We start from the raw sequence: 16,530 nt of genomic DNA, 5'->3' as shown, positions 1-16,530 counted from the left end.
CTTTCGAGCGTCGATGCGGGCCGGGTGGGGATCTCGGTCGACTGGGCGGTTCAAAGGGGGCGAGGGGCGATCGTCCATCTTAAGGATTCGCCCCCAATTTCTCAATCTCTTCACGGGGCATGGGGGCCAGCCGCGGCGTCCCCTCCGGGAGGGGCACGCCCTGCATCGTCGCCATCCGGGCGCGAAGCAGGACGGCGGCGCCGTACAGGATGTTCAGGGCCACGTCGGCCGCGCGGCGGTTGCCGGGCTCCTGGAGGAACGTCCCTCGCGTCCAGTCGTTGAACGCCGCCATGGCCGGCCCGCACCAGATCTGGTAGTCGACGGCCCGGGTCGGCTCGCCGACGTTCGCCCAGTGCGAGGACCGGCCGAGATACCAACGGAATACCAGGGCCATCTTGACCTTGGGGTCGGCCTCGGCGCGGGCGATCTGGCCCGGATCGCGGCGTGCGAAGAACGTGCGGGTCTGCTCCCAGACCTCGGAGAGGGGCGTCCGGAAAATGGTCTTCTCCAGGGTCGCGCGATCGGCTTCGGGGATCGTCGCGAGCCCGTCGTAGGCCCGATAATACTCGTAGAGCTTGGCCGCCCTCATCGCGAACATGGTCCCGCGCTTCAGGACCTGCACCTTGACGCCCATCTCGAACATGTCGGCCGCCGGGGCCATGGCGATATCGGCCTGCTGGGCCTGGGCGAGCATCGTGCGGACGACGTCCGACGTCCCGGCCTCGACGCACGCCTGGTTCACCGAGCCGGTCACGAGATAGCCGGCCCCCATCGCCAAGGCCCCGGCGGCCGCCCAGGGGGTCGAGATCCCCCCGGCCGCCCCCACGCGGAGCGGACGGTCGTAGTCGTGTTCGGCCGCGAGCCGATCGCGAAGGGCCAGGAAGGTCGGCAGCAGTACGACGAGAGGCTGGTTGTCGGTGTGACCGCCGGAATCGGCCTCGGCCGTCAGGTCCTCGGCCATGGGGATCGTCGCGGCCATGGCGGCCTGGTCGGGCGTGATGACCTGCTGCTCGACGAGGTTTCGCAGCATCTTCTCGGGAGGTGGCGCTAGGAACCGCCGCGCCACTTCGACCCGCGACGCCTTGGCGACCACGCGGTTGGGGACGACGACCCGCCCGCGCTCGTCGCGGTGGATCCCCGCAACGCGGTAGCGGACCACGGGAAGCGTCAGGTTCAGGAAAGCCGAGGCTTCCACCAGCCGGACGTTGCGTCGCAGGTAGAGGTCGACGACGGCCGACTCGATCGCCGGCTCGTTCGGGCTGTGGATCAGATTGAAGCCGTACTGGGCTTTATCGCCCAAACTGCTTTGAAGTCGGTCGACTGCCCGCTCTACGGCGTCGACTCCCAGGCCCGCGGCGCCGAAAATTCCCAACATCCCGGCCCGGGCCATCGCCTCGACGAGCTCGACCGAAGCGATCCCGTTGGCCATGGCCCCGGCGACGCAGGCGTAGCGGACGCCGTGCAGACGGCGGAATGAGGCGTCGCCCAGGCGGTCGATCGGGCAGGGGGGGATGAACGCGGCGCGGTCGGACGTCGCGTCCGGCGTCGGCTCCTCGAAACGGGCGAGGCCGTCCTCCAGAGTCACGGCGACGCCGCGGCCGACCCGGCCGAGGGCCTCCTCCCAACCCGCACGATCCGCCTCGACGCGCTGCACGATCCTGCTCCGCCTTCCGCCGTGTGATGCGAGGCCCGGCGGCGCGAACGACCGGGCGTCGCGCGTCGGGCGCGACGGTCCCCGGGGGGCCGTCGGGAGGGCGTCCGCATCATCAAGGAAACGAGCAGATATACCAGCGCGCGGCTCTCGCCGACAGGGGACATCCGTCGCCTCGTTCGAGGACGGGCCGTCCCTCAAGACGACCGCGAGCCCGTCGTTTCTCGCCTCGACGGGCCCGCATGGCGTCTTAAACCGATCTGGCGTGCAAAGCGTGCGGGTCCCGTCCTCTCAAACCTCGGCGGCGTGTTCGACGGATGCCGGGGAGCGGAGGTGGAAGTGGGGCGCGGGGTAGAGCGGCGTCGGCTCGGCGGCGATCGCCTCGTTCAGCAGGAAGGGGGCCGGGCCGCGGTGGACCTTCTGGGCCACGGCCTGGAACCCCGCACGGTCGAGGATCTCGCGGAACCGCTTCGCCGAGGCGTGGTGGACGTTCCCCTCGCGATAGGTGACGCAGACGTCGTAGATGAACCAACCCCAAGGGGCGTCGCGATAGCCGTCGATCAGCAAGAGCCGGCCGCCCGGCTTGAGCACGCGGTGCATCTCGGAAGCCGCCTGCTCCTGGTTGGGATAGTGGTGGAAGCTGTTGGCGCAGGTGACGAAGTCGAACGCCCCCGACGCGAACGGCAACCGCTCGCTGTCGCCTTGGACCGGATGGACGGCCTCGGCGAGCGCCCGCCAGCGGTGGGCCCCCCGGGTCAGCATGTCGGAGACCAGGTCGACCCCGAAGACTCGCGCCTGGGGCAGCGCCGTGCGGATTCGCGAGGCGAACACGCCGGTCCCGCAGCCCACGTCCAGGATCGTGATCGGCCGATCCCCAGCAACGGCGTCGATCCGCCGTATCAGCGAGCGGTGCGAGGGGCCGAACAGGAGCCATTGCAGCACGCTGCGATCGTAACTCTCGCTCCAGCGACCGAACTCCTCGGTCGCTTGCTTCTTGTCGTACGCCACCTCGGCCTCCTGCCGTGCCCGGCTCGTTGCGTATGGTTGGTCATCCCTGAGGGGCGGCGAGGACGGCGCGAACGCCGCCGGTCGCCTCGCGCGTCGCGGCAATCGGCGTTGTACAGCGGGACTCGCATCGCCGCAACCCGGAGTTGCCGCATTGACGATGGACCAGCCCCCGCGACTTGATCGCCGCAGGCCCCGCGGCTAAGATCAATTGTGCAGTATAAGGTGTGAAAAACCCGCCTCGTGAGGTCCGTCCCCGGTGACCAGGCAGGCCGTCTATCTCGACAACCACTCGACGACGAAGCCCGACCCTCGCGTCGTCGCGGCGATGATGCCGTATTTCACCGAGATCTACGGCAACGCAGCCAGCGTCTCGCACCGATTCGGCTGGGACGCCGCCGAGGCCGTCGATCACGCCCGCGGCCGGGTCGCCGAGGCCATCGGGGCCGATCCCAAGGAGATCGTCTTCACGGCCGGGGCGACCGAGGCGAACAACCTGGCGATCAAGGGGGCCCTGCCGCTCCTGAAGCGCCGCGGCGACCACGTCGTGACGACCGCCGTCGAGCACAAGTCGGTGCTGGACGTCGTTGAACGACTCGGTCGCGAAGGGGGCTGGAACGTCTCGATCGTCACCTGCGACGAAAACGGCCTGGTCGAGGCCGACGCCGTCCGCGAAGCGATCCGGCCCGAGACGGTCCTGGTCTCGGTCATGACGGCGAACAATGAGGTGGGCACGATTAATCCGATCCGGGAGATCGGCGCTCTCTGCCACGAGCGCGGGGTGGTCTTCCACACCGACGCCACCCAGGCGGTCGGCAAGCTCGACCTGGACGTGCAAGCCGACCACATCGACCTGCTCAGTCTCTCGGGGCATAAAATTTACGGCCCGAAAGGAATCGGCGCTCTCTACGTACGACGGCGGGATCCCCAGGTGAGGCTCAAGCCCCTGTTCGACGGCGGCGGTCACGAACGAGGGCTGCGGAGCGGCACGCCGGCCGTCCCCCTCATCGTGGGCCTGGGGGAGGCGGCCGCCCTGGCGATCGCCGAGCGGGCGGTGGACCTGCCCCGGATCCGGACCCTACGCGATCGCCTGGAGGCGGGCATTCGCGAGCGTACGTCGGACGTGCGGCTCAACGGCCACCCGACGGCCCGACTCGACGGAAACCTCAACCTGAGCTTCGCCTACGTCGACGGCGAGGCGCTCATGATGGCGATGCGCGACGTCGCCGTCAGCTCGGGAGCCGCATGCACCTCGGCCGAACCCGAGCCCAGCCACGTCCTCCGTGCGATGGGCCGCGATGAGGATTCCGCACGGGCCAGCTTGCGATTCGGGGTCGGCCGGTTCAATTCGGCCGCGGACGTGGAATATGCGATCGAGGTCGTCGCGAAGGCCGTGTCGACGCTCCGAGTCCACAGCGCCGCCTGGTCTGCCGGGCCTTCCTCGAAAATCCGCGAACACGATTGATGTTGACGTCGTGGTATGATTCGACGTGCGGGAGCCTGCCGCCCCTGGGTGGATTCCCTGCCGTTCCGAGCGAGACACCGAACAAGGAGATCGTGAGATGGGCGTGACGCTGACCGAGAAGGCGGCCGACGAAGTCAAGAAGATCATCACCGACCAGAGCCTCCCCGAGGGGACGGTCCTCCGCATCGGCGTCCAGGGCGGCGGCTGCAGCGGCTTCTCGTATAGCCTGAACTTCGACACGGACACCAGCGAGCGCGACCGCGTCGCCGAGCAGCACGGCATCAAGCTGGCCGTCGACAAGAAGTTCGACCCCTACCTCGACGGCACCGTCCTCGACTTCTTCGACGGCCTGGAGAAGCGTGGTTTCGTCTTCAACAACCCGAACGTCGTCAAGAGCTGCGGCTGCGGCTCGTCGTTCCAGGTTTAATTCAGATAACGACTTGCGATCACGCCACGGCCGGCGCGGGGAATCGTCCCCGCCCGGCCGTCGTGCGTTACGGCCAAATCACCACGTCCAGCCGTCCCGCAGCGAGCCGTCGACCACGCACGGCGACGGCCACCGGCCCTGATAGAGGTCGACGATGCATTGGGCGGCCCCCTGGGCCATCTCTTCCATGGCGCCCGCGTCGGTCCCGCCGACGTGCGGGCTGAGGATGAGGTTCGGAGCCCCCAGCAGCGGGCATCCCGGCGCGGGCGGCTCCTGATGGAAGACGTCGAGACCCGCCCCGGCGAGTCGGCCCGATTCGAGCGCGGATCGCAGATCTGCGTCTACGACCATGCCGCCGCGCGCAGTGTTGATGAGGTACGCCCCCGGCTTCATCCCGGCCAGGAACCGTTCATCGACGAGATTTCGTGTCTCGGCCGTCAGCGGGATGTGCAGACTGACCACGTCGGCGACGGCCAGGAGCTCCTCGACCGTGACGCGCTTGATTTCGAGCAGGGCGTCGGCCTCGGCAGGGGGCTGGAGGTCGTGAGCGACGACGCGCATCCCAAAGGCTCGGGCTCGCACGGCCACGGCGCGGCCGATGCGTCCTAAACCATAAAGTCCCATGATCTTGCCGCGGATCGGGACGCCCACGCGACGGTCCCAGCCGCCGGCGTGGATCGTCGCGTCGTTCGAAACGACGTCGCGGGTCAGTGCGAGCAACATGGCGAAGACATGTTCTGCCACGCTCTCATGGTTCGCGCCCGGCGTGATCGTCACGACGACCCCATGCGCGCGGGCGGCGGGCAGGTTGATCCCGTCGTAGCCGACGCCCGTCCTCGCGGCGACCCGGAGTCGGGGCGCGACGGCGAACAGCTCAGGCGTCAGCCGTTCGCCGCCGACGATGACGGCTTCCACCCGAGGTAGCCAGGTCCGAAGGTCGTCGGCGGTCAGGATGTTCCCGCCCACGGCGTCGATGGGCTCGAAACCTGCATTGGTGAGGATGTCGCGGAAGCGGCCGGGCCGATTCCGGAGCATGTACTGGCAGATGAGCACGGAGGGCATGTCGTCGGCTCGGGGGCGGGTGCAGCGGGGTCGACCCGTCGCAGAAACGTATCCGGACGTTGCGGGGCCTCGCCTTCATCGGCGGCGTGGTGGCGTCGGTCGGGGAACCCGACTCAAGTCGGGTCACGGAATCGTCGACGTCCCTAATGAAGATTAGCGATCGGGAAGGCGAGCGGGAACGGGTCGGGTAGGCCCAGGTCCGCGGCTGGACGGAGCCCGGTCGACTGGTCAACGCCTCGGAACGCCGATATTCTTTTGTAGATGAGGCGGGATCCCCGCGAGGGTGCGAGCCCCCCGGTCGCGACCGACCGCCGCCGCCGCTCGGCCCCGGAACGCAGGCCCAAGATCTCGGGTGGACGCAAGGCATGGGGGTTCTCAAGTTCAGGCTGCCCTCGAACGAGATCGCCGGGAAGTTGGCGAGCCAGCGTCGCGTCTACACGACCGGCCTGGACCGGACCCCGGGCCGGCTGGGCCTCGATTTCCGCAACGGCCTGATGACCTGCACGAGCGATTCGAGCGAGAGCGGCCGGCTGTTCACGCCCTGGCCGATCGCCGGCTTCGGCTCGCCCGTCGTGGGGACCGCCACGCTCGGCGAGCGGGCCGCCCCGTACGTCCTGGCCCTGGAGCTGGCTCGCGGGAAGCTCAACGACGTGCGAAACCAGTCGGCCGACTGGACCCAGCTCGGACTTCGGACCGAATCGACGCTCGACGACCTGATGCGCACCTCCCGCCGCGCCTTCGTGCGCGCGGCCTTGCTCGCCGACGATCCCGACGCCTCCTACGCCGCGGCGCAGGAGAGCCTGGAAGCGTCCAGCCTCGCCGGGGCCCAGCTGACCGAGACGTACCTCGCCCAGGTGCTCCAGAACCGCCTCGCCGTCGCCGGCCGACTTTCCACCAACCTCGGCTGCGTGCTTTCGGGCGATCCCGATAAGGCCGCGGGTTCGGCGACTTGGCCCTCGACCTTCAACACGGCGCAGACGGCGGCGTCCTGGAAGGACGTGGCCCCTTCCGAGGGCAAGCACCGTTGGGACTTGCTCGACGCCCAGGTCGCCTGGGCACGCAAGCATCACCTGAACGTCGAGGGCGGCCCCCTGATCGAGTTCCGGGCGGCGTGCCTCCCGGACTGGATCTGGCTCTGGGACGGCGACGTCGACACGATCAGCAGCTTCGTCGCCGACTACGTCCGCCAGGTCGTCACCCGCTACCGCGGCAAGGTCCCCATCTGGCACGTCGCCCATCGCCCGGCCGGGCACGACGTCCTGGGCCTCGGCGAGGAGGACCAGATCCGAATCACCGCCCGCGCGCTCCAGGTCGCCCGCCAGGCCGATCCGGCGGCGCAGCTCTGTTTGGGTATCGACCGGCCCTGGATGGAATGGATGAGCTCCAGCCGGTTCCAGCTCGGTCCTCTGCACTTATGCGATTACCTGATCCGGTCGGACGTGGGGATCTCGAGTGTCGCGCTGGAGATCGCCCCAGGCTACTCCAACCCGGGGAGCGACGGCCGCGACCTGTTCGAGTTTTCACGGCTGCTGGACCTGTACTCGCTGCTCAACGTCCCCCTCAACGTGACGCTGGTCGCGCCCTCGGCCGCGACGCCGGATCCGAACGCCGACGCGAACGTGAAGGTGGAAGTCTGGCAATGGCCCGCCCCCCCCACTGAGGCGAGCCAGGCCGAATGGGCTGCGCGCTGGACCTCGCTGGCCGTCGCCAAGCCCTTCGTGCGTGCGGTGAACTGGCTCCAGCCGAGCGACGGGATCACCCACCTCTACCCCCACGGCGGCCTGCACCGGCCCGACGGCTCCCCCAAGGCGGCCGTCGCCCGACTCCGCACGATCCGGGGCGACCTGCTGGCGTGATGCACGCCGTTCGACTTCGAGCGAGACCGGTCTGGGAAGCGAGAATCGTCCAGCACCAGGAGACTTGCATGCGCCTCATTCGCCAGCTGCACTCGGACTCTCGGTGGACGACGTCCGCCTGGGCCTTGCTCCTCGCCGTCGCGGCGACGCTCACGGCTGCAGGCTCGGCGTTTGGGGCCTGCCTCCAGGTCCCCCTCACGGTCGAGCTTGACGAGGTTTCGAACTACTCCCACGTCAAGGTGAAACGGGAGGGGAGCATGCGGACGCTCTACTTCGTCCGCGACAACGGCGAGGAGGTCATCGAGAGCCAGGTCGACCTCAAACGTCCCGACGACCTGCGAATCCCTTACACGAGGAACATGTTCCTCAGCTACATCTTAAGGCCCCAGCCGAAGCGAGCCTTGCTTGTGGGACTGGGGGGCGGGGCGATGGTCCATTTCCTCAAGATCCACGACCCCGCGGTCAAGCTGGATGTCGTCGAGATCGATCCCCTGATCGTTAGCGTCGCCGACCGCTTCTTCGGCGTGAAATCGGGCGGGAACGTCGACGTCAAGCTGTGCGACGGCCTGGTACATCTCCGAGAATCCGACGCGAAGTACGACATCATCTACATGGACGCCTTCCTCCGCCCATCGGGGGGCACCGACGCGACGGGTGCCCCGCTGCACCTGAAGACCCTGGCCTTCTACGAGCAGGTGAAGCAGCGGCTCGCCCCCGCCGGGGTGGTCGTCTTCAACCTCAACCCCCACAACTCCGTCCTGCAGGACATGAGCGACATCCGCAAGGCCTTCCCCAACACCTACGCCTGCAAGCTGCCTAACGGCGCCGGCTTCGTGGTGATCGCCTCCACAGCCGAGAAGCCGGAGCCCGCGGACGCGATCGAAGAGGCCGCGACCGCACTGGACGAGCGGTTCAAGGCCCCGTTCTCCTTCCGGACGATGGCCCGCCGCCTCAAGCGGCTGTAACCGCGCCGGCTTGAGACGGGCCCGAACGGTGACGGAGGCCCGCGCTTGAAAACGCGTTGCCAGGCCCGAGATCGGGCGTTATGATGGTCGATTCGCGACCTCCTCCGCCCGTGGATCCCAAGACGAGTCATGTTCGACGACCTGCAAAAGCGCCTGTCCACCGCCTTCAAGCGGTTCCGCGTCAGCGGCGTCCTGACCGAAGCCAACATGAAAGAGGGCCTGCGCGAGGTGCGCACGGCGCTCCTGGAAGCCGACGTGAATTACAACGTCGTCCAGGACTTCATGGCGCGCGTCCAGGAGAAGGCGGTCGGCACCCAGGTCGTCAAGAGCGTCCGGCCCGAGCAGCAGATCGTCAAGCTCGTCCACGACGAGATGATCGAGACGATGGGGCCGTCCGACCCCACGATCCGGTTCGAGAAGTCGGGCCCGACCGTCATCATGCTCTGCGGCCTGCAGGGCTCGGGCAAGACGACGACGTCGGGCAAACTGGCGAAGCTGCTGGTCGCGCAGGAGCGGCGGCCGATGCTCGTCGCGGCCGACCTCCAGCGGCCGGCCGCCGTCGAGCAGCTCAAGGTCGTCGGCGAGCAGGTGGGGGTGCCCGTCTTCTCGGAGACCGGGACGAACCCCGTCAAGCTCTGCCAGGACGCCCTGATCGAGGCCAACCGAAGGGGCTGCGACACGCTCATCCTCGATACCGCCGGCCGGCTCCACGTCGACGACGAGCTGATGGCTGAGCTGGTCCAGATCGAGAAGAAGGTCAGGCCCCATCAGGTTTTCTTCGTCTGCGACGCCATGACCGGCCAGGACGCCGTGGCCTCGGCCGAGGCGTTCAACAAGGCCCTGGAACTCGACGGCGTCATCCTCACCAAGCTCGACGGCGACGCCCGCGGCGGCGCGGCCCTGTCGGTCCGCAAGGTGACCGGCGTCCCGATCAAGTTCGTCGGCAAGGGCGAGAAGCTCGACAAGCTGGAGCCGTTCGACCCCGAGCGGCTCGTGGGCCAGATGCTCGGCATGGGCGACATCGTCGGCCTGGTCGAGGCCGCCCAGTCGGCCGTCGACGCCGAGGAGGCCCGGCTCCAGCAGGAGAAGATGGCCAAGGGGAAGTTCGACCTTGAGGACTTCCGCAAGCAGATCGTCCAGATCAAGAAGATGGGCTCGGTCCAGGACGTCATGGGCATGTTCCCGGGCATGGGCCAGATGTCCGAGAACCTGGGCAACATCGACGCCGACGCCGAGATCCGCCGGATCCAGGGCATCATCGACAGCATGACGCCCCGCGAGCGCAGCCGCCCCGACCTGATCGACATCGCCCGCCGCCGCCGGATCGCCGCCGGCGCGGGGGTCGAGCCGTCGGACGTCTCCGGGCTGGTCAAGCAGTTCGACGCGATGGCCTCGTTCGTCAAGCAGATGGCCCAGATGAGCATGCTCGACAAGATCAAGGCCATGACCGGCCTGGGACGGGCCGCGGCCAGCAACCCGATGGCCAAGCTCATGACCCCCAAGGTCGGCACCGGCAAGCGGCTCTCCCCCAAGGAGCGCGAGAAGCTCCGCAAGCAGCGCGAGAAGGAAGAACGCAAGAAACGCCGCGAGGAGCGCGACCGCCCCGGGGCCTGAGCCCCGCCCCGCACCAGACACGAGGAAGCAACCGCCCCAGCCCGCCCCTGCCGACTTCGAGCACGGCGAGAGCCCCGGGGCATTTTCGGCAGGACCGAGTTCATCCCCGACCACGCCCGAGCCGGTCGTTCCGGCGGGGCCCGATCGGGGGACCTGGAAGTTCGAGAGGAGTCCGCGAGTGGTTCGTATCCGGATGAAGTCGATGGGACGACGGCACAGGCCTTTCTTCAGGATCTGCGCCATGGACTCCCGCAGCCCGCGCGACGGCCGCTCCATCGAGGAGCTGGGCCACTACGACCCGATGTCGCGGAACCCCGAGACCCAGACGGTCCTGAACGCCGACCGCATCCGCTACTGGCTGAGCGTCGGCGCCCAGCCCTCGGACAAGGTCGCGGCGATCCTCCGCCGGTTCAAGGTCGCCAAGCCCGGCCCGGGCGAGCCCTGGGAGCTGCCCAAGCCGGCCCCGACTCCGGCCCCGGCCGCCGTCGCGCCCGCCGCCGAAGCCGCCCCGCAGGCTTCCTGACCCCGGGACGGGCCGGCCCATGTCACCCGCCTCGCCGCCGCTGCGGATCGACATCCTCACGCTCTTCCCCGGCCTCTTCGCCGGGTTCCTGGGCGAGAGCATCGTCGGCCGGGCGCTCGCCAAGGAACTCGTCGCGGTCCACCTTTGGGACATCCGCGAGTGGGCCGAAGGCCGGCACAAGCAGGTGGACGACCGGCCCTTCGGGGGCGGCCCGGGGATGGTCCTGATGGCCCCCCCCGTCGTCGCTGCGGTCGAGGCCGTGCGGTCCGCGGTCGAGCCCCCGGGCGAGTTGATCGTCCTCTCCCCCCAGGGGAGGCGGTTCGATCAGGCGAGGGCCGCGGAGCTGGCCGGGAAGGGACGGTTGACCCTGGTCTGCGGGCGGTACGAGGGCTTCGACGAGCGCGTCGTCGAGATCCTCAGGCCCGAGTTGCTGTCGGTGGGCGATTTCGTCCTGTCGGGCGGCGAGCCGGCCGCGATGGTCGTGATCGACGCGGTCGCCCGACTGGTCCCCGGCGTCCTCGGCGACGCCGAGAGCGCGGTCGACGAGTCGTTCGGGCCCGACGGCGGGCTCGAATACCCCCACTACACCCGCCCCCGCGACTACCGCGGGCTGGCCGTCCCGGAAGTCCTGCTCAGCGGCGACCACGCGGCCATCGCCCGCTGGCGCCGCGAACACCGCCGCTGAACGACGCCGTCGCCGGCCGCGAGCCAAGACAACGCCCAGACACCCCACGAACGAAAGTCCGATGCACGCCGGCCCGCCGGACGGGCCGCTCGAAAGGCAGAGCCATGCAAAATCGATTCATGACCGCGGTCGAACAGAGCAGCATGAAAGACAAGCTGCCCAAGTTCGAGATCGGCGACACGGTCGACGTCCACGTCCGCATCCTGGAAGGCGACAAGGAGCGCATCCAGCTCTTCAACGGCGTGGTGATCGCCCGCTCCGGGGCCAACACCCGCGAGATGTTCGTCGTCCGCCGGATCGTCCAGGGCGAGGGCGTGGAGCGGAAGTTCCCGATCCACTCGCCGCGGATCGCCGACATCGTCGTCAAGCGCTCGGGCAAGGTCCGCCGCGCCAAGCTGTACTACCTCCGCGAGCGTTCGGGCAAGGCCGTCCGCCTCAAGGAGCGGTTCAGCACCGGGGCCGCCGCCGCCGACGCCAAGGCCGCCAAGGCCGAGCGCCGGGCCGCCAAGCAGGCCACCAAGAAGGCCAAGGCCGAGGCCGCGGCCAACGCCAAGTGACCCCCCGCGCCGCGGCGTCCCCGGACGCCCGCGGCGCATCCTCCGACCCAGGGACTCCCGCGAGCATGCCCCAGCGCGTCGTCCTGGCGATGAGCGGCGGAGTCGACAGCTCCGTCGCCGCGCACCTGTTGAAGGCCGACGGTTACGACGTCGTCGGCCTCTTCATGCGCACCGGCTCGCACGGCGAGTCCGAGGAGCGACGCTCCAAGACCTGCTGCAGCGTCGCCGACGCGCTCGACGCCCGCCGGGTCGCCGACCGGCTTGAGATCCCGTTCTTCGTCCTCGACTTCGAACGCGAGTTCGGCCGCATCCAGGACTACTTCGCAGACGAGTACTTCGCGGGGCGCACGCCGAACCCCTGCGTCATGTGCAACATCTGGCTCAAGTTCGGCCGGCTCTGGGACTATGCCAAGCAGGTCGGGGCCGATTTCGTCGCGACCGGCCACTACGCCCGGATCGCCCGCGCCGCCGACGGCTCGACCCGCGTCGGCCGCGGCCTCGACCGGGACAAGGACCAATCGTACGTCCTTTCGGGGCTCGCCCCCGAACTCCTCGAGAGCATCCTCTTCCCGATCGGGCAGTTCGCCAAGGCCGAGGTCCGCGCCCTTGCGAAGGGACGCGACCTCCCCGTCCATGACAAGGCCGAGAGCCAGGAGATCTGCTTCGTCCCGGACGACGACTATCTGGAATTCGTCCGCCGCCGCCGGCCCGAGCAGGAGACGTCCGGGACGCTCGTCGACGAGGACGGCGCGGTGCTCGGCGAGCATTCCGGCATCGAGAAATTCACCATCGGCCAACGCCGGGGGCTGGGCGTCGCGCTCGGGGCGCCCCGTTACGTCGTCCAGATCGAGCCGACCTCCCGGACGGTGACCGTGGGCCGCAAGGAGTCGCTGGCCCGTCCCGGCCTGGAGGCCTCGCGGTTCAACTGGCAGGGCCCTACACCCGATGGCCCCGCGTCGTGCCTGGCCCAGATCCGCGCTCGGCATCACGCCGTCCCCGCCGTGGTGGAGCCGCTGGCGGATGGTCGCGTCCGCGTCCGGTTCGAGGTCCCGCAGCCCGCGGTCGCCCCCGGGCAGGTCGTCACGCTCTACCAGGACGACCTCGTGCTCGGCGGCGGCTGGATCGAGCGAGCCCTCGCCGAGTGATATGGCCCCGCGTTGAAGGACCGCCCGCCTCATGAGCCTCATCAGCCTGATCGTTCCCGGGACCCGAGACGAGCCGTTCCGCAACGGCGAGTTGGCGACGTATCGCCGCCTTCTCCTGGAGCAGGATGGCGTCGACGGGGTCGAGGTGATCTGGGCCGGATCCACGCCGGGAGAGCGCTCGATCGTCGGCGTCCACCCGATGATCCAGGTCGTCGACGAGGCCGCCGACAACGTGAGCCTGCTGCGGCAGGGCCTGACCGTCGCCAAGGGCGAACTGCTGGTGATCCTCGACCCTTCGCGCGAATACGGCCCCGAGGCGCTTCTCCAGGTCCTGAACGCCCTGAGGACGAGCACGGCCGACGTGGTGGTCGGAGTCCCCCGGTCGAGCCGTCGCCTGCTGAGCCCCGGCGGCGTACGCGGCAAGACCCTGTCGATCCTCGGGCGGCTGGCGCTGGGGACGTCCGACGGGCTCTCAGGCCTCGCGGCGCTGCGTCGCTCCGCGGTCCGGTCGCTGGTCATGGAGAACCAGAAGATCTCCGGCTCGCGGATCCTCCTGGACGTCCTCACGTGGTGTTCGGGCCGGCTGGTAGACGTCCCGGTGAACACGGGCCGGAACGATCAGCGCCGGATCGACGCGGTCCGCCTCGACGACGTGAGGCAGCTCAAGCGGGTGCTCGACCATCGCTTCGGGACGCTCTCGCGGCTGGTCCAGTTCTGCCTCGTCGGCGCCTCGGGGATGTTCGTCGACCTCTCGCTCTACGCCCTCCTGCTCTGGTTCCTCGCTTCGGTGGGCTTCGGAGGGACCGTCGACCCGGGCCGGGGCTTCACCTGGCCCATGTTCGTCGCGGGCTCGCTCTCCATCTGGGCGGCGATGAGCTGGAACTTCCTGCTCAACCGCCGCTTGACGTTCAACGACACTCGCGCGGGCTCGATCGTGCGGCAGTATTTGACCTACGCCCTGGGGAACGCCCTGGGGATCGTGGTGAGCCTGACCTTGCGGCTCTACCTGCCGAGCCGGTTCGGCGTGTTCGCGCGGCACCGCCTGGCGGCGGCCGTCGTCGGCATCGTCGTGGCGACCGGGATCAGCTTCTCGATGTCGCGCTGGATCGTCTTCCGCCGCAAGCCCGGCCGGCCGGGCCCGGTGGCCGAGGAAGCGACACCGGACGCCTCCGATCCCGAGAAGGCCCTGGTCTGAGGGCCGACGCTCACGACCCCATGCGGCGGGGCCAGGTGGCCGAAGAGGCGATCAGCGCGATCGCCGGCGTGATCGGGGCCCGCATGCGCAGGTCGGTCCAGTAGAACGAGTGGACGACCGTCAGGCCGAGGATCAGGCTGGGCGCGACGATCCCCGGCCAGCGTCGGAACGTCGGGCTCGCCAGGCCGAGCAAGAGGGCCGCCCAGAGCGGCAGGGTCCAGGCGAGCGTCAAGGCCCGGGCCCGCCCGCCGTACACGCCCGCCGCCGGGGTGGGGCTCCAGAAAGTCGCGAGCCTCGCCGCGCAGGCGTGGGCGAACTTCGCCGGCTCGCGGCGGGCGAGTTCGATGGCCTCGTCGCGCATCAGCCGGTCGGCCGCCGGCTCGCTCATGCCGGCGGTCCGACGATTGACCGAGTCCCACCAGAGCCATTGCTCCCGGCCCGTCCAGACTCCGCCGGCAGGGCCGTCGAGGACCTGCCGGTAGTAGACTTCGTTGTTCGCCAGGGCTAGAGTGTAGCCGCCGTGGGTCGTCGTCCAGACGGCCTCGCCCAGCGCGATCTTATTCCGCACGGCCCAGGGCGTCAGCACAGCCGCGACGGCCACCCCGAGGCCGATCCCGCGTTGCAGTCGCTCCCTGTGAGTCCCAGGTGCTGCGAGCGCCGCGGCCAGGGCGGCCAGGCCCGCGCCCGGCAGGATGCTCGGCCGGCAGAGCGCGGCCAGACCCAGTGCGACGCCCGCTCCGGGAGCGGCCCAGCGACATTCATGCGCGGCCAGGGCGAGCGCCGCGGCGATCAGGAAGGCCGTCGGCGTCTCGGTCATCACCGATCGCGACTGCCAGACCAGGACTGGATCGAGGGCCACGATCAGTCCCGCGACGAGGGAGCGTCGGGCGCTCGTCCCCATCCGACGCGCCGCGAGGATCGTGCACCCCGCGGCCACCGCGCCGAGGGCGATGTGCAGGATCGCCAGCCCGAAGGTCGGCCGATCGCCCGCGACGGCCGTCAGCGGGGCGAGTATCAGGGGGTAGAGCGGCGGCCGGTATGCCGTGGGCCGGCCACGCAAGGTCAGGCCCTCGCCCGCGGCCACCGAGCGCGCCAGGGGCAGGTAATTGTCGGGATCCTCAAAGCGGCCGCCGGCGGCGATCACGACCGCCAGGCGGGCGGCGACCGCCGCGAGGACCACGAGCCAGGCGGCCAGGGGCGGCGACCACGGATTGTCACGAGTCATGTTGGGACTTAATCTAGGACCACCGAACCCGGAGGCGACGTCCGGGATCTTCCCCATGATAGTAGCTCGCGCCCCGGGCGTCAGCGACGCATCGCCGACGCCCGCGCATTCCTCTCAGCTTCCCTGGTGACGCGCCATGCCGGACCGGCCGATCGTTCTCATGCTGACGGGTATGGATGAAGCCGGCCTGCGGCTCGTCAAGGAAGCCGCCCAGGTCCGCATGGTCGACCCCAAGGACCGCGAGGCCGTGGCGGCGGCGGCCCGCGACGCCGATGCGATCATCACCCGCACCGCCGGCGCGATCGACGCGCCGCTGCTGGGGGCGGCGAAGCGGCTGCGGGTCGTCGGACGGCACGGCGTCGGCTTCGACCACATCGACGTCCCCGCGGCGACCGCCCGCGGCGTCCAGGTCGTCTATACGCCGGGGGCCAACACCGAGGACGTCTGCGAGCACGTCATCGCCATGATGATCGGCCTTTCGAAGCACTTCCCGACCATGATCCGCGAGCTGGAGGCCGGCAACTACGCGGTTCGCACCACGATGCGCGGCCGCGAGATCCGGGGACGCACCCTGGGGATCGTCGGTTTCGGACGGATCGGCCGCCGCCTGGGGGAGGCCTGCCACCTGGGTTTCGGGATGCGCGTCCTCTACCACGACATCGTCCAGGCCCCCGAAGAGGTCGAGCTGCGAGCCGGCGCCCTGCGCGTGGGTTACGTGGAGCTGCTGCGACAGTCCGACTACGTGAGCCTGCACCTCCCGCTCGACGCAAGCACCCGCAGGATGATGGACCGTGCGTCCCTGGCGAACATCAAGGAGGACTGCATCCTCATCAACACTTGCCGGGGGCCGGTTGTCGACGAGGAGGCCGTCGCCGACGCGCTCGACGCGCGGCTGCTCTGGGGCTACGGGGCCGACGTGTTCGACGTCGAGCCGCCACCGCTCGACCACCCGCTGATCGGCCGTCGCGACGTCATGCTCACGCCCCATAGCGCCGCACAGACCGAGGAAGGCCTGCGAAACATGGCCACGATGGTCGCGCGCGACGTCCTCAACGTGCTCTCCGGCCGGCGGCCCGACAACCCCGTCAACGACCCGTTCGCGGTCGAACGGGAGCGGACGGCGCTGGGCCTGGAACCGCTCTATCGATGATCCTC

The 16,530-nt window shown here is 69.5% G+C and carries 14 protein-coding genes and 1 pseudogene; 11 read left to right on the top strand and 4 right to left on the bottom strand.

Going from position 1 to position 16,530, the window contains the following annotated elements; genetic code table 11:
* Positions 1–79: 79 nt before the first annotated feature.
* Positions 80–1,654, bottom strand: coding sequence for a PfaD family polyunsaturated fatty acid/polyketide biosynthesis protein (locus tag PZE19_RS20920; protein ID WP_277862540.1), 1,575 nt, complete (start codon positions 1,652–1,654; stop codon positions 80–82).
* 288 nt (positions 1,655–1,942) lie between these two features.
* Complete coding sequence (locus PZE19_RS20915; protein WP_277862539.1) at positions 1,943–2,659, bottom strand: class I SAM-dependent methyltransferase; 717 nt, start codon at positions 2,657–2,659, stop codon at positions 1,943–1,945.
* Positions 2,660–2,915: 256 nt separating this feature from the next.
* Between PZE19_RS20915 and PZE19_RS20910 the strand changes: the two genes are divergently transcribed.
* Both PZE19_RS20910 and PZE19_RS20905 read left to right on the top strand, forming a co-directional pair.
* The gene (locus tag PZE19_RS20910) at positions 2,916–4,121 is read left to right on the top strand and encodes a cysteine desulfurase family protein (RefSeq protein ID WP_277862538.1); all 1,206 of its coding nucleotides are present in this window, start codon (positions 2,916–2,918) and stop codon (positions 4,119–4,121) included.
* A 97-nt stretch (positions 4,122–4,218) separates the two neighbouring features.
* Entirely contained in the window at positions 4,219–4,548 is a 330-nt protein-coding gene (locus PZE19_RS20905) for a HesB/IscA family protein (RefSeq protein WP_277862537.1), read from the top strand.
* Positions 4,549–4,626: 78 nt separating this feature from the next.
* On the opposite strand, the gene PZE19_RS20900 is transcribed toward PZE19_RS20905, so the two are convergent.
* Entirely contained in the window at positions 4,627–5,610 is a 984-nt protein-coding gene (locus tag PZE19_RS20900) for a phosphoglycerate dehydrogenase (protein ID WP_277862536.1), read from the bottom strand.
* Between the two features lie 365 nt (positions 5,611–5,975).
* On the opposite strand from PZE19_RS20900, the gene PZE19_RS20895 reads away from it, so the two are divergent.
* From PZE19_RS20895 to PZE19_RS20860, 8 genes and pseudogenes are all read left to right on the top strand, one after another.
* Entirely contained in the window at positions 5,976–7,466 is a 1,491-nt protein-coding gene (locus PZE19_RS20895) for an endo-1,4-beta-xylanase (RefSeq protein WP_277862535.1), read from the top strand.
* A gap of 68 nt (positions 7,467–7,534) precedes the next feature.
* On the top strand, positions 7,535–8,431 hold the full coding sequence (locus PZE19_RS20890) for a spermidine synthase (RefSeq protein WP_277862534.1): 897 nt from the start codon (positions 7,535–7,537) through the stop codon (positions 8,429–8,431).
* A gap of 129 nt (positions 8,432–8,560) precedes the next feature.
* A complete protein-coding gene (gene ffh, locus PZE19_RS20885; protein ID WP_277862533.1) occupies positions 8,561–10,045 on the top strand; it encodes a signal recognition particle protein in 1,485 nt (494 codons plus the stop codon).
* Positions 10,046–10,238: 193 nt separating this feature from the next.
* Positions 10,239–10,568 (top strand): 30S ribosomal protein S16, encoded by a 330-nt coding sequence (gene rpsP / locus PZE19_RS20880; protein ID WP_368411374.1) that lies wholly within the window; start codon positions 10,239–10,241, stop codon positions 10,566–10,568.
* 19 nt (positions 10,569–10,587) lie between these two features.
* The gene (gene trmD, locus PZE19_RS20875) at positions 10,588–11,253 is read left to right on the top strand and encodes a tRNA (guanosine(37)-N1)-methyltransferase TrmD (protein ID WP_277862532.1); all 666 of its coding nucleotides are present in this window, start codon (positions 10,588–10,590) and stop codon (positions 11,251–11,253) included.
* Positions 11,254–11,357: 104 nt separating this feature from the next.
* A pseudogene (rplS, locus tag PZE19_RS20870) lies at positions 11,358–11,699 on the top strand (50S ribosomal protein L19); the annotation flags it as partial.
* A 176-nt stretch (positions 11,700–11,875) separates the two neighbouring features.
* Positions 11,876–12,955 (top strand): tRNA 2-thiouridine(34) synthase MnmA, encoded by a 1,080-nt coding sequence (gene mnmA / locus PZE19_RS20865; RefSeq protein ID WP_277862531.1) that lies wholly within the window; start codon positions 11,876–11,878, stop codon positions 12,953–12,955.
* A gap of 31 nt (positions 12,956–12,986) precedes the next feature.
* Complete coding sequence (locus tag PZE19_RS20860) at positions 12,987–14,150, top strand: GtrA family protein (RefSeq protein WP_277862530.1); 1,164 nt, start codon at positions 12,987–12,989, stop codon at positions 14,148–14,150.
* A 10-nt stretch (positions 14,151–14,160) separates the two neighbouring features.
* Here PZE19_RS20860 and PZE19_RS20855 read toward each other — a convergent pair whose 3' ends face one another.
* Positions 14,161–15,375, bottom strand: a complete 1,215-nt coding sequence (locus PZE19_RS20855) for an ArnT family glycosyltransferase (protein WP_277862529.1) — start codon at positions 15,373–15,375, stop codon at positions 14,161–14,163.
* Between the two features lie 160 nt (positions 15,376–15,535).
* Between PZE19_RS20855 and PZE19_RS20850 the strand changes: the two genes are divergently transcribed.
* Positions 15,536–16,525, top strand: a complete 990-nt coding sequence (locus PZE19_RS20850; protein ID WP_277862528.1) for a hydroxyacid dehydrogenase — start codon at positions 15,536–15,538, stop codon at positions 16,523–16,525.
* Positions 16,526–16,530: the final 5 nt, after the last annotated feature.

This window comes from Paludisphaera mucosa (assembly GCF_029589435.1).
Classification (GTDB): Bacteria; Planctomycetota; Planctomycetia; order Isosphaerales; family Isosphaeraceae; genus Paludisphaera; species Paludisphaera mucosa.
This window is presented reverse-complemented; position numbering and strand designations above follow the sequence as displayed.